The organism is Streptomyces noursei ATCC 11455 (genome assembly GCF_001704275.1).
Classification (GTDB): domain Bacteria; phylum Actinomycetota; class Actinomycetes; order Streptomycetales; family Streptomycetaceae; genus Streptomyces; species Streptomyces noursei.
The window spans coordinates 6,862,217-6,883,671 of the sequence record NZ_CP011533.1 but is presented as its reverse complement, the minus strand read 5'-3'; the positions used below and the strand labels follow the sequence as shown (position 1 = coordinate 6,883,671).

General features: G+C 72.1%; 15 protein-coding genes and 1 tRNA gene. 11 read left to right on the top strand and 5 right to left on the bottom strand.

Annotated elements, in window-relative coordinates:
* Positions 1 to 370 precede the first annotated feature (370 nt).
* Together SNOUR_RS29160 and hrpB are read left to right on the top strand one after the other, a co-directional pair.
* A complete protein-coding gene (locus SNOUR_RS29160) occupies positions 371 to 1,204 on the top strand; it encodes a class I SAM-dependent methyltransferase (protein WP_067352788.1) in 834 nt (277 codons plus the stop codon).
* 52 nt (positions 1,205 to 1,256) lie between these two features.
* Positions 1,257 to 3,893, top strand: a complete 2,637-nt coding sequence (gene hrpB, locus SNOUR_RS29155; protein ID WP_067352787.1) for an ATP-dependent helicase HrpB — start codon at positions 1,257 to 1,259, stop codon at positions 3,891 to 3,893.
* Positions 3,894 to 4,046: 153 nt separating this feature from the next.
* Here the strand turns inward: hrpB and pgfA are convergent, their stop codons facing one another.
* The 3 genes from pgfA to SNOUR_RS29145 all read right to left on the bottom strand — a co-directional run bounded on the left by pgfA (position 4,047) and on the right by SNOUR_RS29145 (position 7,277).
* The gene (gene pgfA / locus SNOUR_RS29150) at positions 4,047 to 5,045 is read right to left on the bottom strand and encodes a cell envelope lipid trafficking protein PgfA (protein WP_067352785.1); all 999 of its coding nucleotides are present in this window, start codon (positions 5,043 to 5,045) and stop codon (positions 4,047 to 4,049) included.
* A gap of 72 nt (positions 5,046 to 5,117) precedes the next feature.
* On the bottom strand, positions 5,118 to 5,252 hold the full coding sequence (locus SNOUR_RS45515; protein WP_107080348.1) for an SPW_0924 family protein: 135 nt from the start codon (positions 5,250 to 5,252) through the stop codon (positions 5,118 to 5,120).
* Positions 5,253 to 5,420: 168 nt separating this feature from the next.
* A complete protein-coding gene (locus SNOUR_RS29145; RefSeq protein WP_067352784.1) occupies positions 5,421 to 7,277 on the bottom strand; it encodes a lytic transglycosylase domain-containing protein in 1,857 nt (618 codons plus the stop codon).
* A gap of 184 nt (positions 7,278 to 7,461) precedes the next feature.
* Between SNOUR_RS29145 and SNOUR_RS29140 the strand changes: the two genes are divergently transcribed.
* Positions 7,462 to 8,352 carry a DUF4184 family protein gene (locus tag SNOUR_RS29140; protein ID WP_067352782.1) on the top strand — a complete coding sequence of 297 codons (891 nt, stop codon included), beginning with the start codon at positions 7,462 to 7,464 and terminating at the stop codon, positions 8,350 to 8,352.
* A 60-nt stretch (positions 8,353 to 8,412) separates the two neighbouring features.
* On the opposite strand, the gene polA is transcribed toward SNOUR_RS29140, so the two are convergent.
* On the bottom strand, positions 8,413 to 11,127 hold the full coding sequence (gene polA / locus SNOUR_RS29135; protein ID WP_067358912.1) for a DNA polymerase I: 2,715 nt from the start codon (positions 11,125 to 11,127) through the stop codon (positions 8,413 to 8,415).
* 232 nt (positions 11,128 to 11,359) lie between these two features.
* Between polA and SNOUR_RS29130 the strand changes: the two genes are divergently transcribed.
* The 7 genes from SNOUR_RS29130 (at position 11,360) to SNOUR_RS29100 (ending at position 20,382) form a co-directional block, all read left to right on the top strand.
* A complete protein-coding gene (locus SNOUR_RS29130; protein WP_067352780.1) occupies positions 11,360 to 13,645 on the top strand; it encodes an FdhF/YdeP family oxidoreductase in 2,286 nt (761 codons plus the stop codon).
* A gap of 150 nt (positions 13,646 to 13,795) precedes the next feature.
* Positions 13,796 to 14,269, top strand: coding sequence for a PaaI family thioesterase (locus SNOUR_RS29125; RefSeq protein ID WP_039637501.1), 474 nt, complete (start codon positions 13,796 to 13,798; stop codon positions 14,267 to 14,269).
* 475 nt (positions 14,270 to 14,744) lie between these two features.
* Positions 14,745 to 15,965, top strand: coding sequence for a branched-chain amino acid ABC transporter substrate-binding protein (locus SNOUR_RS29120; protein ID WP_067358911.1), 1,221 nt, complete (start codon positions 14,745 to 14,747; stop codon positions 15,963 to 15,965).
* Positions 15,966 to 16,065: 100 nt separating this feature from the next.
* Complete coding sequence (locus SNOUR_RS29115) at positions 16,066 to 16,995, top strand: branched-chain amino acid ABC transporter permease (protein WP_067352777.1); 930 nt, start codon at positions 16,066 to 16,068, stop codon at positions 16,993 to 16,995.
* Positions 16,996 to 17,000: 5 nt separating this feature from the next.
* A complete protein-coding gene (locus SNOUR_RS29110) occupies positions 17,001 to 18,818 on the top strand; it encodes a branched-chain amino acid ABC transporter permease (RefSeq protein WP_067352775.1) in 1,818 nt (605 codons plus the stop codon).
* Between the two features lie 5 nt (positions 18,819 to 18,823).
* Positions 18,824 to 19,666 (top strand): ABC transporter ATP-binding protein, encoded by an 843-nt coding sequence (locus tag SNOUR_RS29105; RefSeq protein ID WP_067352773.1) that lies wholly within the window; start codon positions 18,824 to 18,826, stop codon positions 19,664 to 19,666.
* Entirely contained in the window at positions 19,663 to 20,382 is a 720-nt protein-coding gene (locus SNOUR_RS29100) for an ABC transporter ATP-binding protein (RefSeq protein WP_067352770.1), read from the top strand. The genes SNOUR_RS29105 and SNOUR_RS29100 overlap by 4 nt, the downstream gene beginning before the upstream one ends.
* Positions 20,383 to 20,498: 116 nt before the next feature.
* Here SNOUR_RS29100 and SNOUR_RS29095 read toward each other — a convergent pair whose 3' ends face one another.
* Positions 20,499 to 21,200: an ANTAR domain-containing response regulator gene (locus SNOUR_RS29095; protein WP_067352767.1), complete on the bottom strand. Its 702-nt coding sequence runs from the start codon at positions 21,198 to 21,200 to the stop codon at positions 20,499 to 20,501.
* Between the two features lie 90 nt (positions 21,201 to 21,290).
* Here SNOUR_RS29095 and SNOUR_RS29090 point away from each other — a divergent pair.
* Positions 21,291 to 21,373, top strand: a tRNA-Leu gene (locus SNOUR_RS29090).
* Positions 21,374 to 21,455 lie beyond the last annotated feature (82 nt).

Genomic DNA, 21,455 nt, shown 5'->3' with positions numbered 1-21,455 from the left:
GGGAAAGGGCTCCGGTACGGACATTGAAGTCGTAGGTACTGCTACGCCGAGAGCCCGTATCGCCTCTGCATCAGACCGGACAGCGTCTAAGGCGCATCCTCCGGACGCCCCGCAAAACCGGAGCAACCCGAAACGCCTCAAAACCGAGGGGACATTCATACAGATGCGAGCGCGGCCTGCTCCGTCCGAGGCGCGCAGGCCCGCAGCGCAACTTGTAGCATACGGGGGCAGCCGGACAGGGTCAATGCGCGAAAGGCGCACACCGGGGACAGAACGCCCCATAACCGGCGCACGCGATGTTCCGCGAGGCCGCACGGCCTCACAGTCCCCCGCTGCGACAAGCACAGCGAAGACTACGACGACGGGCGCGATGAGCCAATACGTGGAAGACAGCGAGCCGGAGGCGACTCGCCGTGACACCTCGGACGCCGAGAGCAGCCGGGCCAGCCGAGGCTGGTGGGACCGCAATGCGGACGAGTACCAGAGGGAGCACGGCGCGTTCCTCGGCGACGACCGGTTCGTCTGGGGCCCGGAGGGGCTCGACGAGGCGGACGCCGCGCTCCTGGGGCCGGCCGCCGAACTGAAGGGACGACGCGTCCTGGAGATCGGCGCCGGCGCGGCGCAGTGCTCCCGCTGGCTGGCCGCCCAGGGGGCGCACCCGGTGGCCCTGGACCTCTCCCACCGGCAGCTCCAGCATGCGCTGCGGATCGCCGGCGGGACGGCCGACGGCACCGTCGACCTGGTGGAGGCGGACGCGGGCGCGCTGCCGTTCCGCGACGACTCCTTCGACCTGGCGTGTTCCGCCTACGGGGCGCTGCCGTTCGTCGCCGAGCCCGTGCAGGTGCTGCGCGAGGTGCGGCGGGTGCTGCGGCCGGGCGGGCGGTTCGTCTTCTCGGTGACCCATCCGATCCGCTGGGCGTTCCCCGACGAGCCGGGGCCGGAGGGGCTGTCGGTGGCGGCCTCGTACTTCGACCGCACGCCGTACGTCGAGCAGGACGAGAACGGGCGGGCGGTGTACGTGGAGCACCACCGGACGCTGGGCGACCGGGTGCGGGACGTGGTGGCGGCCGGCTTCCGGCTGGTGGACCTCGTCGAACCGGAGTGGCCGGAATGGAACACCCAGGAGTGGGGCGGCTGGTCGCCGCTGCGGGGGCATCTGATCCCGGGGACGGCGATCTTCGTGTGTGCGGCGGACGGGGCGTGACGCTTCCGGGGCGGGCGGCCGGGGCGGAGCAGCCGGGCGGCAGACTGGAGCGGTGAGCCTCAGCCCTTCCCCGGCCGCCGGGACGCCCGGCGCCGCCCTCGCCCAGCTGCCCGTCCGCAGTGCGCTGCCCACGCTGCGCGACGCCCTCGACACGACCGGTGCCGCGGTGCTGTGCGCGCCGCCGGGCACCGGCAAGACGACCCTGGTGCCGCTGGAGCTCGCCGGGCTGACCGGCGAGGGGCCGCGGCGGCGGGTGGTCGTCGCCGAGCCGCGCCGGATCGCGGCCCGCGCGGCGGCCCGGCGAATGGCGTGGCTGCTGGGCGAGCGGGTGGGCGACCGCGTCGGCTTCACCGTGCGCGGGGAGCGGCGGGCCGGGCCGCGTACGGCGGTGGAGGTGGTGACCACCGGGGTGCTGTTGCAGCGGCTGCAGCGCGATCCGGAGCTGGCCGGGGTGGACGTCGTGGTGCTGGACGAGTGCCACGAGCGGCATCTGGACGCCGACACCTGCGCGGCCTTCCTCTTGGACGTACGGGCGGCGCTGCGTCCGGAGCTGCGGCTGCTGGCGGCCTCCGCGACGACCGACGCGGAGGGGTGGGCGCGGCTGCTGGGCGGCGGTGAGCCGGCTCCGGTGGTGGCCGCGACGGGGGTCTCGCACCCGGTGGAGGTGGTGTGGGCGCCGCCGGAGCGGCCGGTCGCGCCGCCGCACGGGATGCGGGTGGATCCGGCGCTGCTGGCGCACGTCGCCGCCGTGGTGCGGCGGGCGCTGCGGGAACAGGCCGGTGACGTGCTGTGCTTCCTGCCCGGGGTCGGCGAGATCGCACGGGTGGCGGGGCAGTTGGCGGGGGTGGACGCCGAGGTGCTGCAGGTGCACGGGCGGGCGTCGGCCGAGGTGCAGGACGCGGTGCTGGCGGGCGGTGGGGGTACCTCTCGTTCGAGCGAAGCCGAGAACGGGGGAAGGGCCCGCCGGGTCGTCCTGGCGACCTCCGTGGCGGAGTCCAGCCTGACCGTGCCCGGGGTGCGGGTCGTGGTGGACAGCGGGCTGGCGCGGGTGCCGCGGATGGACCACGCGCGGGGGCTCGGCGCGCTGACGACCGTCCGCGCCTCTCGGGCGGCGGCGCGGCAGCGGGCCGGGCGGGCCGGCCGGCAGGAGCCCGGGGTGGTCTACCGCTGCTGGGCCGAGGGGGAGGACGGACGGCTGCCGCGCTTCCCGGATCCGGAGATCAAGGTCGCCGACCTGACCGCGTTCGCCCTGCAGACGGCCTGTTGGGGCGATCCGACGGCGAGCGGGCTGGCGCTGCTGGACGCACCGCCGGCCGGGGCGCTGGCCGCGGCCCGGGAGGTGCTGACGGCGATCGGCGCGGTGGACGCGGCGGGCCGGGCGACCGAACGGGGCGTGCGGATGGCCCGGCTGGGACTGCACCCCCGGCTGGCCCGCGCGCTGCTGGACGGCGCGACCGAGGTCGGTGTGCGGCGCGCGGCGGAGGTGGTGGCGCTGCTGAGCGAGGAGCCGCCGCGGTCCTACGGGGACGATCTGGCGGCCGCGTGGCGCACCGCACGCCGGGGCGGCGACGCCTACGCCGCGCGGTGGCGGCAGGAGGCGCGGCGACTGGCGGCGGCCGCCGGGGAACCGGAGCGGGACCCCGGGGAGCGGCGGGGGCCGGCGGCCGGGGGCGTCGCGTCCGAGGACGCGGTCGCCGGACTGCTCGCGGCGCTGGCCTTCCCGGAGCGGGTGGCCCGGGCGCGCGGGGCCGGCAGTTACCTGATGGCGTCCGGGACCGGGGCCGACCTGGCCGGGGCGGGGGCCGGGGGCCGGGCCGGGGACGGATCGCGGCTGCGGGACGCGGCCTGGCTGGCGGTCGCGGTGGCGGACCGGCCGGTCGCCGCGGCGTCCGCACGGGTCCGGCTGGCGGCCGTGATCGACGAGGAGACCGCCCACGCCGCGGCCGGGGCGCTGTATTCCTCCGGGGAGGAGGTGCACTGGGCGGACGGCGAGGTGGTGGCCCGACAGGTGACCCGGCTCGGCGCGATCGAGCTGTCGGCCCGTGCGCTGACCGCGCCGGATCCCGGGCTGCTGCGGGACGCGGTCGTCGAGGGCCTGCGGCGGGAGGGGCTCGGGCTGCTGCGGTGGACGGCCGGGGCGACCGCGGTGCGGCAGCGCATGGCCTTCCTGCACCGGGAGTTGGGCGCGCCGTGGCCGGAGGTGTCGGACGCGGCGCTGCTGGAGCGCGTCGAGGACTGGTTGGGGACCGAGCTGGGGCGGGCCCGGCGGCGGGCCGATCTGGCGCGGGTGGACGCGGGACAGGCGCTTGCCCGGCTGCTGCCGTGGGCGACCGGTGAGGCGGCGCGCTTCGAGGAGCTGGCGCCGGAGCGGATCGAGGTGCCGAGTGGTTCCCGGGTGCGGGTGGACTACGGCGGCGAGCAGCCCGTACTGGCCGTCAAGCTGCAGGAGTTGTTCGGACTGCGGGAGTCGCCGCGGGTGGCGGGCGGGCGGGTGCCGGTGCTGGTGCACCTGCTCTCGCCGGCGGGGCGGCCGGCGGCGGTCACGGCGGACCTGGCCTCTTTCTGGCGGGACGGCTACCGGGCCGTCCGGGCGGAGCTGCGCGGTCGCTACCCCAAGCACCCCTGGCCGGAGGACCCTTCGACGGCCGAACCGACCCGGCACACCTCGGCGCGGCTGCGGCGGGGGTGAGAGCCCGCCGGGCGGGGCGGTCCCGCCGCGTGCCGGACGGGCCCGCGCGCCCGCTCCTCCCCCGACGTCAGGGGTGTGCGGGTACGTCAACTCCCTTCGGCAGGGCGGCGTTCGGAGCTTCTGCGGACGGTTCGTCGGTGTCATGTCTCCACGCTACGGCCCGCCACTGACAACGCCCTCGACCGCCGGTTGCGCCGGGGCCTCCGGGCGGGAGCGCCGGCCGCGCGCCTCGAGGTGCAGGCTGACGGCGAGGAGGAGGGCGCCCAGGGCCAGGAAGCCCCAGGGAAGGTAGCTGGTGAGGAGCAGGACGAGGGGGCGCTGGGACTTCACCAGGGCCAGGGTGGAGTCGACGTAGTCGGCGCGCATCTTGACATGGCCGGCGAAGGCGGTGACCTTGCCGCCGCCGGGGAGCAACTGGCCGCCGCGCAGCTCTTCCTTGTGGATCTCCTCGCCGTTGACGGGGGCGCCGGTGACCGGGTCGACCCAGAACATCCGCGTGGTGGAGTACCAGCGGGTGGTGCCCATCTTCTGGACGGCCTCCGGGGTGATGCCCTTGACCGGCATCTTCTTGGGCAGCGGGACCCTGGTCCAGGGGATGGTCTGCTCGAAGTAGTAGACCTCCAGGCCGTGGAAGGTCCGGGTCCCCTTGTAGTGGATGGGGGCCGAGGTGCGGGTCTGGGCGTCGAAGTAGGCGTAGTCGCGTTTCTCGGTGAGGAACGGCCACTTGTACTCGATGCCGGAGCGGCGCACGGGGTCGCCGTCGACCATCTCGCCGGCGGCGTGGACGGGTTCCTGGGAGTGCGCGTCGAAGACGTAGCGCTCGGGGATCTCGGAGACCATCCTGCCGTCGGGGCCGGCCACGAAGGAGAGGGCGTCCCAGACCACGACGTCGCGGCCGGTGGCCCGCTCGACCCGGTGGGCCTCGGCGACGTTGCCCTTGAGGGTCTGGACGATGGTGACCTCGGGGACCTGTCGGGCCTTCATGGTGCCGTAGTCGAGGAGGGTGGCGGGCCTGGCCTCCAGGACCATGGCCTGGTACTGGCTGGGCGGGATCTCGGCGAGGCGGGGGAAGGCGTACCAGCGCATCAGCGGGGACAGCGCGGTGAAGAAGGCGGCGAGGCCGAGCAGGACGAGGCTCGCGGTGCGGCGCATCCCTCTCCGCGGCTTCGACGCGTGCGCCCCGGTGCCGGGCGGGGTTCGGCGCATGGCGGTGGCGTCCCTCCCTCAGGGGTGTGCGGGGACGGTGGTCAGCAGCGGCTCGGGGGACGTCCGGCCCTCGGGGGCGCCGATCGCGGTGACGGTGAAGATGAGGGCGAGCGCCGCGGCCAGGCCGATCGCGGCTGCTGTCAGGGCGCGCATGGCCGTCCTCCCGGAGAACTGAACTGATGCAGCGTCAGGGCGGGGGCACGGTAGCAACGGGCGGCCGAGATGAGAACACGTTTCACTGCCACCGCCGTCCCGCCCGGGTGTACGGGCGGGACGGCGGTGGCAGTGCGGCCACGAGGGCCGGGGACGGGGACCGGGCGGTCAGGAGGCGGCGGGCGGTGCCGTCACGGTGAGGGTGACCGTCAGCACGGTGCCGTCGGCGGTGGTCAGCCGGAGCCGGAAGGTGCCCGGGTGGGAGTCGGTGTAGAGCTTCGGGAGGGTGAGCAGGCCGTTGGCGTCGGTGGTGAGTCCGGTGAGGGTGCGGACCGGCTTGTCCTTGTCGGCGCCGGTGGCCTTGGGGTCCTTGAAGTAGGGGCCCCGGTCGTTCTCGACGGGCTTCTTCGGGTCGTCGGTGACCAGGGCGGCGGTGATCGGGACGCCGGCCGCGGCCTTGCCCTGGTAGGTCGCCTTGATCTGGACGGCGTCGTCGGCGTACGCACCGCCGGCCGCCGTGGTCAGCGCCATGTCGGAGGTCCGGGCGAGGGCGTCGGCCTTCGGCGCGGGCTTGGCCGTGACCGTGCCGGCGAAGTCGACCGGGCGCACGTCGCGGACGGCGGCGGTGGCACGGACGGTGAACGGGCCCGCGGTGTCGCCGGCGTGCAGCGTCGGGGCGGTGGCCAGACCGTCCTTGTCGGTGGTGACGGTGACCGTGGTGGCGCCGCCAGGGGCGGGGGAGAAGCCGAGACCGTGAGGGAGGGTGCCGGTGAGGGTGAAGCGGACGGTGGCGCCGGCCACCGGCTTGCCGTCGGCGTCCTTGGCGCGGACCCGCGGCGTGGTGGCGAAGTCGGTGCCCACGGTGGCCGTCAGGCGCTTGCCGTCCTTGTCGGCGACGGCTTCCAGGGCGGTGAGCGGGGCCGGCTTCGTGGGCGGCTTCGGCTTCGGGTCCGGGGTGGGCTTGGGGTCCGGCGTGGGCTTCGGCTTCGGGGACGGCGCGGGGACCGTCGTGCCGCCGTCATGGCCGGGACCGGTGGGGCCGGTGGTTCCGGACGGACCGCCCGGTGTCGCCGGCTCGTCGGGCTTGCGCTGTCCGCCCTTGCCGCCGGGGGCCGGGGGCGTGCCCTTCGCCTCGTCGCGGCGCTGGTTGCCCGGGCCGCCGACGGTGTCGGAGGTGCGGCCGCGGTGGACGGGGAGCGGCCCCTTGCCGTCCGGTACCTCGAACGTGCCGTTCCGGTAGAACGTGTACCAGGACAGCACCAGGTTCAGGTACGCGGTGGAGTCGTTGTAGCCGAGCACCGCCCGGTCGAGGTCGGTCCGGTCGGACAGGTCGCGGCCGTTGGCGCAGAGGTAGCGGCCGGCGGCGAGGGTCGCGTCGAAGACGTTGTTGGGGTCCTTGATGCCGTCCCCGTTGCCGTCGGCGCCCCAGCCCGTGCCGAGGGGCCCGCCCTGGGACCAGGTGGAGGGGATGAACTGCATCGGGCCGACGGCGTGGTCGTGGGTGGTGTCGCCGTCGTAGCGACCGCCGTCGGTGTCGGTTATCAGGGCGAAGCCACGGCCGTTGAGCTGGGGGCCGAGGATCGGCCGGAGGGTGGTGCCCTGCGCGTCGACCGCGCCGCCGCGGGCGTGGCCGGACTCCACCTCGCCGATCGCGGCGAGCAGTTGCCAGGGCAGCCGGCAGCTCGGGTCGGAGGCCCGGAGGTCCGCCTCGGCCTTCTTGTAGGCGGCCAGGACGGTGGCCGGGATGCCCGCCTCGGACGGGGCGTGCGTCCCGCCGCCGGCGTCGCCGGAGTGGCCGGAACCTTTCGGCGGGGCGGGGGTCTTGAGGGGCGGCCGGTCGGTGAAGTACGACGAGCCGCCGTCGATGGGGAGGTCGGCGGGCGGTGCGGGGCTGCGGTCGGCGCGGGCCGCCGGATGTTCGGCGGCACCGGGCGCCTGAGAGGCGGTCAGCGCGGCCAGCGCCGCTGCCGCCACGGCCGTCGAGGCCGCTCCTCTTTGGAGCCGCCGCCGGAATGTGGCTGCCATACCTGGTGTCCCCTCCGTGTCGACCTACCGCGTGCACACCTGATCGCCGGTGCCTGGCTGCTTCTGTGTGACGCCGTATCGCGCTCCCCAGCGCCTCAACTCCGGCGACACTACGACAACTCGGGCCGCACAGCCACCACTCCCATCAGCCACATAATGATCCTAATCGATCAAGGAGGGGCAGATGCCGTTCACGCCGAGTCATGCCGCCGCCGTCCTGCCACTGATCCGCCGCACCGGTGCGGCCCACGGCCCCTTGGTCGCCTCGGCGTTGGTCGCGGGGTCGTTCGCACCGGATGTGACGTACTACGCGGGCACGGTGGTTCCGGGCGGCATGGCGTTCGGTGCGTTCACGCACTCGCTGCCCGGCGTGCTGACGGTGGACGTGCTGCTGACCGCGGGGCTGGTGGGCGGCTGGCTGCTGGTGCGCGAACCGCTGCTGGCACTGTTGCCGCGGGCCGGGCGGGAGCGGCTCGGGGCGTTCCTCCGGGGCCGGCCCCGGACGCCGGGCCCGGTCCGCGAACGGGCCGCGTCGGCAGGCTGGTTCGTCGCCTCGGCGGTGCTCGGTGCGGTGTCCCATGTGGTCTGGGACGCCTTCACCCATCCCGGACGCTGGGGCACCCGCTTGCTGCCCGCGCTCAACACCGTGGTGGGCGACCGGCCGCTGGCCATGTACCTGCAGTACGCGACCTCGGCACTGGCCCTGGTGGGGATCGGATGGTTCCTGTGGTCGGCGCTGCGGGTCGCGCCCGCGGCCGGGGCCGGCAGCACCGGAGGCGTGGCACCCGAACTGCCCGTGCGGCTGCGGCTGTTGCTCACCGCCCCGGTGGTCCTGGCGGTGCTGCTCGGCGCCGCGTACCGCACGCTGCGGGCGTACGCCGTCCACGGGGCGGCGGTGGGGTGGTTCGACTACCTGCCGGACGCGCTCTTCGGGGCGGGCGCCGGTCTCGTGCCGGGGCTGCTCGTCAGCGCCGGGGCGATACGGCTGCTGGGCCGGCGGGCACGGCGGGACGGGGCCGCGGCGGACGGCGGCGCGCCGGGCCGGCCGGCGGGCGCGGGGGCCGAGGCGGCCTGACGGGCGCGGACCCGCCGGGGTGCGTACGGCACGGACTCCGTACGCACCCCGGGGCGGCGGTCAGTGCGCCGCCGACTCCCAGTCCGCGCCGGCGCCGATCGAGACGTCGAGCGGGGCGCGGAGTTCGACGGCCGCGGCCATCTCCTTGCGGACCAGCTCCTCGACCTGGGCGCGCTCGCCGGGGGCGACCTCGACCACGATTTCGTCGTGGACCTGGAGCAGCATCCGGGAGGACAGCTCCGCCGCGCGCAGCGCCGCGTCGACCCGCAGCATCGCGATCTTGACGATGTCGGCGGCGGTGCCCTGGATGGGGGCGTTCAACGCCATCCGCTCGGCCATCTCGCGGCGCTGGCGGTTGTCGCTGTTGAGGTCGGGCAGATAGCGGCGACGGCCGAGGATCGTCTCGGTGTAGCCGGTGGCGCGGGCCTCCTCGACGACGCGCTGGAGGTAGTCGCGCACCCCGCCGAACCGCTCGAAGAAGTTGTCCATCAGCTTGCGGGCCTCGTCGGGCTGGATGCCCAGCTGCTGGGAGAGACCGAACGCGGACAGCCCGTAGGCCAGGCCGTACGACATCGCCTTGATCTTGCGGCGCATCTCCGGGTCGACCTCGGTCTTGGCGACCGAGAAGACCTGGGAGGCGACGGTGGTGTGCAGGTCCTCGCCGGAGGTGAACGCCTCGATCAGGCCCTCGTCCTCGGAGAGGTGCGCCATCACCCGCAGCTCGATCTGGCTGTAGTCGGCGGTCAGCAGCGACTCGAAGCCCTCGCCGACGACGAAGCCGCGGCGGATCGCCCGGCCCTCGTCCGTCCGCACCGGGATGTTCTGCAGATTGGGGTCGGTGGAGGACAGCCGGCCGGTGGCCGCGACGGTCTGGTTGAAGGTGGTGTGGATCCGGCCGTCGGCGGCGATGGTCTTGATCAGGCCCTCGACCGTGGTGCGCAGCTTGGCCTGCTCCCGGTGACGGAGCATGATCACCGGGAGTTCGTTGTCGGTCTGGGAGGCCAGCCAGGCCAGGGCGTCGGCGTCGGTGGTGTAGCCGGTCTTGGTCTTCTTGGTCTTGGGCAGGCCCAGCTCGCCGAAGAGGACCTCCTGGAGCTGCTTGGGCGAGCCGAGGTTGAACTCGTGGCCGGCCGCGGCGTGCGCCTCCTTGACGGCCTGCTGCACGGCGCCGGCGAACTGCTGCTCCATGCGCTCCAGCCAGCCGCGGTCGGCGGCGATCCCGGCCCGCTCCATCCGGGCCAGCAGCTCGCTGGTGGGCAGCTCCACGTCGCACAGCAGATCGGCCGCGCCGACCTCGGCCAGCTTCGCGCCGAACGCCGTCCCGAGGTCGAGGACCGTGCGGGCCTGCCCCATCAGGGCCTCCGCCTCGGCCTCCTCGTCCGCGCCGAACGCCAGCTGGCCGTCCCCGGCCGCGGCCGGGGCGAGATCGCGGCCCAGGTACTCGACGGAGAGGGCGTCCAGGGCGAAGGAGCGGCGGCCGGGCTTGACCAGATAGGCGGCGAGGGCGGTGTCCATGCCGACGCCGTCGATGCGCCAGCCGTGCTCGCCGAAGACCCGCATCAGGCCCTTGGCGTTGTGCATCACCTTGGGCCGGGCCGGGTCGGCGATCCAGGCGGCGAAGGCCCGCTCGTCGGCCTCGTCCAGCTGCGCCGGGTCGAACCAGGCGGCCGGGCCGTGCCCGGTGGCCAGCGCCACCTCGGCGACGCTGCCGCTGCCCAGCGTCCACACGTCGACGGTGGCCACGCCCAGCGGCCCGGTGCCGTGCTCGGCCAGCCACGGGGCCAGCTCGCCGGTGCCCAGGACCGCGCCGTCCACCTCGACGCCGGCGGCCGGCTCGGCGCTCTCCGCGCTCTCGGCGGCACCGGGGTCCACGGCCAGGAGGCGGTCCCGCAGGCCCTGGTTCCGGATCTCCAGGGCGTTCAGGAAGACCTTGAGGGCCTCGCGGTCGTAGGGCTGGCGGGTGAGCTCGGCGGGGCCGCAGGACAGCTCGACGTCGCGGACCATCTCCGTCAGGCGGCGGTTGAGCTTCACCGACTCCAGGTGGTCGCGGAGGTTCTGCCCCGCCTTGCCCTTGACCTCGTCGGCGCGCGCCACCAGCTCGGCGAACGAACCGAACTGGTTGATCCACTTGGTGGCGGTCTTCTCGCCGACGCCGGGGATGCCGGGGAGGTTGTCCGACGGGTCGCCGCGCAGCGCGGCGAAGTCCGGGTACTGGGTGGGGGTCAGGCCGTACTTTTCGGCGACCTTCTCCGGCGTGAAGCGCGTCAGCTCGGAGACGCCCTTGGTGGGGTAGAGGACCGTGACGTCCTCGGAGACCAGCTGGAAGGAGTCGCGGTCGCCGGTGACGATCGCCACCTCGAAGCCCTCGGCGGTGGCCTGGGTGGCCAGGGTGGCGATGACGTCGTCGGCCTCGAAACCGTCCACCGCGAAGCGCTTGACGTGCATCGCGTCCAGCAGCTCGCCGATCAGCTCGACCTGCCCCTTGAACTCGTCGGGCGTCTTGGAGCGGTTCGCCTTGTACTCGGGGAACTCCTCGGAGCGCCACGTCTTGCGGGAGACGTCGAACGCCACCGCGAAGTGGGTGGGCGCCTCGTCACGCAGGGTGTTCGCGAGCATCGACGCGAAGCCGTAGATCGCGTTGGTCGGTTGCCCGGTCGCGGTGGTGAAATTCTCCACGGGCAGGGCGAAGAACGCCCGGTATGCCATGGAATGCCCGTCCATCAGGAGCAGGCGAGGACGGCCGCCCGCCGCCTCGGTGCCGGTCGCTTCGCTCATCTTCACTGCCTTTCCTGCCACGCCCCCGATCCTGCCACGCCCCACCGACAATCCCCGCCGCGCCGGGCGACACCGGGCCGCCCGACCCACCGCGCCGCACCCACCGCCGCGCACTCCCCTTACTGGCCCGCCCCGGTCCGTGACAGGATCTGAGACGCACCCATCAGATGCGCACGGCAACGATCCGCCCCACCCCCGGCGGCCCGCCGGCACACGACCCCAGGGAGAGCGCATGGCAGGCAAGCCGCCCGCGTCGGACCCCGTCCAGGACGCGCCCGAGGTCGGCGCGCCCCAGCACTCCGCGGTCGGCATCCCGGCCATCACCCACGCGCTGAAGATCTCCCAGCAGCAGATGGGCGTCCGCCGCACCGCCCTCACCCTGCTGCGGGTCAACCAGAAGAACGGCTTCGACTGCCCCGGCTGCGCCTGGCCCGAGGACGACAAGCGGCACGCCGCCGAGTTCTGCGAGAACGGCGCCAAGGCCGTCGCCGAGGAAGCCACCCTGCGCCGGGTCACCCCGGACTTCTTCGCCGCCCACTCCGTCGCCGACCTCGCCTCCCGCAGCGGCTACTGGCTCGGCCAACAGGGCCGCCTCACCCACCCCATGTACCTCCCCGAGGGCGCCGACCACTACCAACCCGTCACCTGGGACCGAGCCTTCGACCTCATCGCCGAGGACCTCACCGCCCTCGCCTCCCCCGACGAGGCCGTCTTCTACACCTCCGGCCGGACGAGCAACGAGGCCGCCTTCCTCTATCAGCTCTTCGCCCGCGAGTTCGGCACCAACAACCTCCCGGACTGCTCCAACATGTGCCACGAGTCCTCGGGCTGCGCACTCACCGCCACCCTGGGCGTCGGCAAGGGCAGCGTCCTCCTGGAGGACCTCTACAAGGCCGACCTGATCATCGTCGCCGGCCAGAACCCGGGCACCAACCACCCGCGGATGCTCAGCGCCCTGGAGAAGGCCAAGGCCGGCGGCGCCAAGATCATCTCGATCAACCCGCTGCCCGAGGCCGGCCTGGAACGCTTCAAGAACCCCCAGACCCCGCGCGGCCTGGCCGGCGGCGGCACCGCCCTGACCGACCTCTTCCTCCAGGTGCGCATCGGCGGCGACCAGGCCCTCTTCCGCGCCCTCAACCGCCGCATCCTGCAGACCGAAGGCGCCCTCGACGAGGACTTCATCCGCGACCACACCCACGGCTTCGAGGAGTTCGCGGACCTGGTCCGCGCCGGCGACGACGCCGACGACACGCTGCGCGCCACCGGACTCACCCACGACGAGATCGAACGCGCCGCCGCCATGGTCCTCGCCTCCCGCCGCACCATCGTGTGCTGGGCGATGGGCCTGACCCAGCACAAGCACTCCGTCCCCACCATCCAGGAAGTCGTCAACTTCCTGCTGCTACGCGGCAACATCGGCCGCCCCGGAGCCGGCGTCTGCCCCGTACGCGGCCACAGCAACGTCCAGGGCGACCGCACCATGGGCATCTTCGAACGGCCCGCACCGGCCTTCCTGGACGCCCTGGAGAAGGAGTTCGGCTTCGCGCCGCCCCGCGAGCACGGCTACGACGTCGTCCGCGCCATCCGCGCCCTGCGCGACGGACAGGCCAAGGTCTTCTTCGCCATGGGCGGCAACTTCGTCTCCGCCACCCCCGACACCGACGTCACCGAAGCCGCCGTCCGACGCGCCCGCCTCACCGTGCACGTCTCCACCAAGCTCAACCGCTCCCACGTCGTCACCGGCGCCCGCGCCCTCATCCTGCCGACCCTGGGCCGCACCGAACGCGACCGCCAGGCGAGCGGCGACCAGTTCGTGACCGTCGAGGACTCCATGGGCATGGTGCACGCCTCCCGCGGCCGCCTCGAGCCCGCCGGCCCCCGACTGCTCTCCGAACCCGCCATCGTCGCCCGCCTCGCCCACCGCGTCCTCGGCGACCGCAGCAACACCCCCTGGCAGGCGTTCGAGAAGGACTACGCCACCATCCGCGACCGGATCGCCCGCGTCATCCCCGGCTTCGAGGACTTCAACGCCAAGGTCGCCCGCCCCGGCGGCTTCGCCCTGCCGCACGCCCCCCGGGACAGCCGCAGCTTCCCCACCGCCACCGGGAAGGCCAACTTCACCGCCGCCCCCGTGGAACACCCCACCGCCCCCGAAGGGCGCCTGCTCCTCCAGACACTGCGCTCCCACGACCAGTACAACACCACCATCTACGGCCTCGACGACCGCTACCGCGGCATCAAGAACGGTCGCCGCGTCGTCCTCGTCCACCCCGACGACGCCCACCACCTGGGCTTCGCCGACGGCTCCTACGCCGACCTGATCAGCGAATGGACCGACGGCAGCGAGCGGCGCGCCCCCGGCTTCCGGGTGGTGCACTACCCCACCGCCCGGGGCTGCGCCGCCGCCTACTACCCCGAGACCAACGTCCTGGTCCCGCTGGACCACACCGCCGACACCAGCAACACCCCCGCCTCGAAGTCCCTGGTCATCCGGCTGGAGGCCACACGGGAAGGCTGACCGCCGGCCGCGCGGCACGCGGCCGGCACCGGCGCTCGGGCACCCCGCGGCGGGCGCCCGGGACGCGGCCTGATAGGAACAGGCACAGATCCACGACGATCAAGGGCACAGACACGGCCACGTTCAAGGGCGAGCGAAACGGAGCAGTCCATGGGTGAGCAGAGCACGACCACGTTCCCGCAGGAGATCCTCGATCAGTGGGCCGGCATCGGGGTCGACCTGCCCGCCCTGTTCTCCGCCGGGCACCTCGGCGAACGCATGAGCGTCCAGGTCACCGAGGCCGCTCCGGAGCGCGTCGTCGGCACCATGCCCGTCGAGGGCAACACCCAGCCCTACGGGCTGCTGCACGGCGGCGCCTCCGCCGTCCTGGCCGAGACCCTCGGCTCCGTCGGGGCCATGCTGCACGGCGGCCCCACCAAGGCGGCCGTCGGCGTCGACCTCAACTGCACCCACCACCGCGGCATCCGCTCCGGACTGGTCACCGGCGTCGCCACTCCCGTACACCGCGGCCGGTCCACCACCACCTACGAGATCGTCATCACCGACGAGCAGGACAAGCGGGTCTGCACCGCCCGTCTGACCTGTCTGCTGCGCGACGCCGACCCCGCCATGTACCGCGCCTGACGTCGCATATCAGCCACCCGGCCGGCGCCCCGCCGCCCGCCGCCACGGCCCCGCACCCGGACCCCCGGGAGCGGGGCCGTCCGCATTTCCGTAACGCAGCGTCACAGTCGCGCCCCGCGCCCGCCGCGCCGGACGCCCGCCACCTCCGTCAATCGGACACCGGTCCCGCGCCGCACCGACACACCGTCAAATCACCGCCAGAAGTGCGAGTTCGCCCTCCGCTCAGCACCCGACCGCCCTGTAAGGACCATAACGGCAAAACGCTCATCGAAGGTCATAACAAGAGCGTCACAAGCTCGACGGCGTCAGTTCCGACCCGGCGGTCGGCACTCTAGAGTTCACCGCCAGTCACCGCACCGCCGGGCGCGCTGCGAGCACGGAACCTGTACCGCACCGTACGGCCCGGCGCGCGAACCGGCCAGGCGTGCAGCCGCGGCCGCGGCCAAGGAAAGGACTGATCGTGCGTCACCGTTCCTTGCTCCTCCTCACCACCGCACTCACCACCGGCGCCCTCACCCTCACCGCCTGCGGATCCCGCGGCGACAACAAGAACGCCGACGGCCACCACACCACCGTCGTCATCGGCCTCGACGCCCCGACCACCGGCGAACTCTCCGCCCTCGGCCTCGGCATCCGCAACTCCGCCCAACTCGCCGTCGACACCGCCAACAAGAACGGCGAAATCAAAGGCGTCACCTTCAAACTCGAACCCCTCGACGACAAGGCACTGCCCAACGTCGGCCAACAGAACGCCACCAAACTCGCCGGCGACAAAGACGTCCTCGGCATCGTCGGCCCGCTCAACTCCGGCGTCGCCCAATCCATGCAACAAGTCTCCCAACAAAACGGCCTCACCCTCATATCCCCCGCCAACACCACCCCCGACCTCACCCAGGGCAAGAACTGGAAACAGAACAAACGCGCCAGGCAATTCCCCACGTACTTCCGCACCGCCACCACCGACGAAGTACAAGGCGCCTTCGACGGCCAATACGCCTGGGAGAAAATGAAGGCCAAGAGGGCCTACGTCATCGACGACCAGAAGACCTACGGAACCGGCCTCGCCTCCTCCTTCAAGGACCAGTTCACCAAACTCGGCGGCACCGTCGTCGGCACCGAACACATCAGCCCCGACGACCGCGACTTCAAAGCCGTGGTCTCCAAGGTCCGCTCAGCCACCCCCGACATGGTCTTCTACGGCGGCGAATACCCTGCCTCCGGCCCCCTCAGCCAACAACTCAAGGACGGCGGCGTCACCGCCCCCCTCATGGGCGGCGACGGCATGTACAGCGCCGACTACATCAAACTCAACAAAAAAGCCCAGGGCGACTACGCCTCCTCGGTCGGCAAACCCGTCGAACAACTCGCCTCCGCCAAGAAGTTCATCGACGACTACAAAGCCGCCGGCTTCAAAGAAGCCTACGAGGCATACGGCGGCTCCACCTACGACGCCACCTGGGCCCTCATCCAAGCCGTCAAGAAAGTCGTCGCCGACAACAACGGCAAACTCCCCGACGACGCCCGCAAGAAAATCCCCACCGCCCTGAACACCGTCGCCTTCGACGGCGTCACCGGCCACGTCGCCTTCGACAAATACGGCGACACCACCAACACCATGATCACCGCCTACCAGGTCGACAAGGGCGCCTGGGTCTCCCGCTTCAGCGCCGAATTCAAGAAATTCGACAAGAGCTGACCGCCCCACCAGCGCCCCGGGCCGCGCCCCACGCCGGCGCGGCCCCCCGCACCACGGCACCACGGAAACGCCCACCTTCCCATCCCACGGAGGCCCCGCGGTGACCGAACTGCCGCAACAGCTGGCCAACGGACTCATCCTCGGCGCGATGTACGGCCTCATCGCGATCGGCTACACGATGGTCTACGGCATCGTCCAGCTCATCAACTTCGCCCACGGCGAGATCTTCATGGTCGGCGGATTCGGCGCCCTCACCGTCTACCTCGCCCTCCCCACCAACACCACCCTCGCCCTCGCCCTCCCCGCCATGCTCCTCGGCGGCATCGCGATATCCGTCCTCATCGCCATCGCCGCCGAACGCTTCGCCTACCGCCCGCTCCGCGGCGCCCCCCGCCTCGCCCCCCTCATCACCGCCATCGGCCTGTCCATCGCCCTCCAACAGGCCATCTGGAAGTGGTACCCCGACGGCAAACAGGCCCGCGTCTTCCCCCAGTTCAAAGGCCACGCCCTCGACATCCTCGGCGCCACCGTCCAACGCGGCGACCTCTTCGTCCTCATCGCCGCCCCCCTGTGCATGACCGCCCTCGGCCTCTACGTCACCCGCACCCGCAGCGGCCGCGCCATGCAAGCCACCGCACAGGACCCCGACACCGCCCGCCTCATGGGCATCAACACCGACCGCATCATCGTCCTCGCCTTCGCCATCGGCGCCGCCTTCGCCGGCATCGCCGCCGTCGCCTACGGCCTGCGCACCGGCGAAGTCCAATTCCGCATGGGCTTCATCATGGGCCTCAAAGCCTTCACCGCCGCCGTCCTCGGCGGCATCGGCAACATCTACGGCGCCATGCTCGGCGGCATCGTCCTCGGCATCGCCGAAGCCCTCGCCACCGCCTACATCGAACACATCCCCGGCATGCAGCAATTCGGCGGCGGCGCATGGAAAGACGTCTGGGCCTTCGTCCTCCTCATCCTCGTACTCCTCCTGCGGCCCCAGGGGCTCCTGGGCGAACGCGTCGCGGATCGGGCGTGATACCGATGACCACCACCACCGCCCAACCCAAGGGCCTCCTCCCCCTCCCCGCCCGCACCGCCCACCTCACCACCGCCACCGGCGCCCTCGCCACCGCCGCCACCACCGGCCTCGCCTGGACCTGGACCAGCGACTTCCCCGGCGACCTCACCTATTACGGATCCCCCGCCGGCCTCCAACTCGTCACCCTCACCGGCGCCCTCCTCACCCTCCTCCTCGCCACCTCCGCACACGGCCTCCCCGGACTGCGCTGGCTCACCCCCGCCGGCCGCACCGCCCCCACCCTCTTCGCCGCCCTCGGCACCTTCGCCACCACCGCCTTCACCCTCACCGCCATCGCCGTCCAACTCGGCGGCCTGGTCAACCTCGAACCCGGCGGCTACCTCGCCGGCGCCACCGCCCTCCTCACCCTCATCGGCGCCCTCGGCCTACCCCCCGACCACCCCACCGACCCCACCCCCACCACCCCACGACAACGCCTCACCGCAGCCCTCACCGCCGGCCCCCCACGCCCCGCCACCCGCCAACTCCCCACCTGGGCCGAGCACCTGACCATCACCGCCGCCTTCGCCGCCGCACTCCTCGCCTTCACCTACGGCATCGACACCGACGACGGCGCCCCCTTCATCGGCTACCTCCTCCTCGTCGCCCTCGCCGTCCCCGCCCTCCACCGCGCCGGACTCCTCGCCCGCCTCACCGACCTCACCCACCGACACCGCGGCACCGCCCTGGCCGCCGCCTTCCTCGCCGCCACGGCCTTCCCCTTCACCCAGGACACCGACCAATACACCCTCATCGGCGCCAACATCCTGATCTTCGCCACCGTCGCCCTGGGCCTCAACGTCGTCGTCGGCCTCGCCGGACTCCTCGACCTCGGCTACGTCGCCTTCCTCGGCGTCGGCGCCTACGCCGCAGCCCTCGTCTCCGGCTCCCCCGAATCCGCCCTCGGCCTCCACTTCCCCTTCTGGGCAGCCCTGCTCACCGGCGCCGCCGCCTCCCTCGCCTTCGGCGTCCTCATCGGCGCCCCCACCCTCCGCCTCCGCGGCGACTACCTCGCCATCGTCACCCTCGGCTTCGGCGAGATCTTCCGCATCGCCATGCTCAACCTCAACGGCACCACCGGCCCCGACATCACCAACGGCGCCATGGGCATCCCCAACATCCCCAACCTGGAAATCCTCGGCTTCAACTTCGGCGAACCCCACCACCTTCTCGGCATCCCCCTCGCCCCCTACGGCAACTACTACCTGCTGATGATCCTCGTCACCGCCCTCGTCGTCCTCGTCTTCCGCCGCGCCGCCGCCTCCCGCATCGGCCGCGCCTGGATCGCCATCCGCGAGGACGAAACCGCAGCCGTCGCCATGGGCATCAACAGCTTCCGCCTCCGCCTCCTCGCCTTCGCCCTCGGCGCCACCCTCGCCGGACTCGCCGGAACCGTCCATGCACACGTAGTAACCACCGCCACCCCCGAACAATTCCAGTTCGCCGGCCCCCAACCCCCCAACTCCGCCTTCCTCCTCGCCGCCGTCATCCTCGGCGGCATGGGCACCCTCAGCGGACCCCTCGTCGGCGCCGCCCTCCTCTTCCTCATCCCCGCCAAACTCGACTTCCTCCAGGACTACCAACTCCTCCTCTTCGGCATCGCCCTCGTCCTCCTCATGCGCCTCCGCCCCGAAGGACTCATCCCCGACCGCCGCAAACGACTCGAATTCCACGACACCGACCGACCCGACACCCCCGACCCCGGAAACCCCTCGACCGGACGCGACGGGAGCCCCACCGACCCCACCGGCCCCCTCGGCACCGCCCAGGCAAAGGGGTGACCCCCATGACCACACCCACACCCACCACCGACCCCACCCCGACCCCCGCCACCAACCCCCTCCTCCGAGCCACCGACGTCACCATGCGCTTCGGCGGCCTCACCGCAGTCCAAGGCGTCGACCTCACCGTCCACACCGGCGAAATCGTCGGCCTCATCGGCCCCAACGGCGCCGGCAAAACCACCTTCTTCAACTGCCTCACCGGCCTCTACACCCCCACCGAAGGCACCGTCGCCTACCGCGGCACCCGCCTCTCCCGCAAACCCCACCTCGTCACCCAGGCCGGCATCGCCCGCACCTTCCAGAACATCCGCCTCTTCGCCAACATGACCGTCCTCGAAAACGTCCTCGTAGGACGCCACACCCGCACCAAAGAAGGACTCTGGTCCGCCCTCCTCCGCACCCCCGCCTTCACCCGCGCCGAACACCACAGCACCCAACGCGCCCTCGAACTCCTCGACTTCACCGGCCTCGCCCCCAAACGCGACCACCTCGCCCGCAACCTCCCCTACGGCGAACAACGCAAGCTCGAAATCGCCCGCGCCCTCGCCAGCGAACCCGGACTCCTCCTCCTCGACGAACCCACCGCCGGCATGAACCCCCACGAGACCCGCGCCACCCAGGACCTCGTCCACGCCATCCGCGACCACGGCACCGCCGTCCTCGTCATCGAGCACGACATGCGCTTCATCTTCAACCTCTGCGACCGCGTCGCCGTCCTCGTCCAAGGCCGCAAACTCACCGAGGGCACCCCCCGCACCGTCCAGGCCGACGCCCGCGTCATCGCCGCCTACCTCGGCACCACGGACGACCCCACCCCGGGCGACCCCACCGGAGACACCCCATGACCACCCCGCTCCTCGAAGTCGAGGACCTCCACGTCGCCTACGGCAAGATCGAAGCCGTCAAAGGCATCTCCTTCACCGTCCACGCCGGCCAGGTCGTCACCCTCATCGGCACCAACGGCGCCGGAAAAACCACCACCCTGCGCACCCTCTCCGGCCTCCTCACCCCCCACACCGGAAAAATCACCTTCGACGGACACCCCCTCAACGACGTCCCCGCCCACAAAATCGTCGAACGCGGCCTCGCCCACTCCCCCGAAGGCCGCCGCCTCTTCCCCCGCCTCACCATCGCCGAGAACCTCCGACTCGGCGCCTTCCTCCGCAAGGACACCCACGGCATCGCCGCCGACATCCAACGCGTCTACGACCTCTTCCCCGTCCTCGGCGAACGCCACCGCCAACCCTCCGGCACCCTCTCCGGCGGCGAACAACAAATGCTCGCCATGGGCCGCGCCCTGATGTCCCGCCCCAAACTCCTCATGCTCGACGAACCCTCCATGGGCCTCTCACCGATCATGATGCGGAAAATCACGGACACCATCCGCGCCCTCCGCGACCAGGGCACCACCATCCTCCTCGTCGAACAGAACGCCCACGCCGCGCTCTCCCTCGCCGACGAGGGCCACGTCATGGAGACCGGCCGCATCGCCCTCTCCGGCACCGGCGCCCACCTCCTCCACGACGAATCCGTCCGCAAGACCTACCTCGGCGAGGACTGACCCCACCCCCGCACGGCGCCCCGACCGCACCCACCAGGCCATCGACGCACCCACAAAAAACGCCGACGGCGCCCACAGGCACCGCCGGCGATCAACCCCGGAACGGGACTTCGGACCTACTGGCCCTTCCCCTGCTCCTTCGACTGCTCCTTCTGCTGTTCCTTCTGCTGTTCCTTCTGCTGCTGACGCTCCGCCGCATCCTGGATGACCGCCTCGGCCACCTGGTGCATCGACAGCCGCCGGTCCATCGACGTCTTCTGGATCCACCGGAACGCCGCCGGCTCCGTCAACCCGTACTGGGTCTGCAGAACGCTCTTCGCCCGGTCCACCAGTTTCCGGGTCTCCAGCCGCTGGGTGAGGTCGGCGACCTCCTGCTCCAACGCCCTCAGCTCGGTGAAGCGCGACACCGCCATCTCGATCGCGGGCACGACGTCGCTCTTGCTGAACGGCTTCACCAGATACGCCATGGCGCCCGCGTCCCGGGCCCGCTCCACCAGTTCGCGCTGCGAGAACGCGGTCAGCATCAGGACCGGCGCGATGCTCTCCTCGGCGATCTTCTCAGCCGCCGAGATGCCGTCCAGGATCGGCATCTTCACGTCCAGGATCACCAGATCGGGGCGATGCTCGCGGGCCAGCTCCACGGCTTTCTGGCCGTCCCCGGCCTCACCGACGACGGTGTAGCCCTCCTCTTCCAGCATCTCCTTGAGGTCGAGGCGGATGAGTGCCTCGTCCTCGGCGATCACGACGCGCGTGGTCAGCGGCGGGACATGCGACTGATCGCCATCGGCGACAGGCTGCTGGGGCTCGGCGGCGCTCAAGGGGACTCCTCGTTCCAGGCAGGTGGTGCCATTGCAGCCTACCTAGGGGCGGTCATCGTTACTTACACGGTATGGTGTCTCGTGCCGCCGGCCGGGTTGGTGGAACGGTATACACGGATGTCTCAAACACATCTGCCTGAAAGGGCATGCGGGTTCGAATCCCGCACCCGGCACTCACAGATCAAGCGGAGTTTCACGTTCTCGTGAAACTCGAGGTGAACCATTCCCTCCGCGCGCTCCGTCACGCACAGTGAC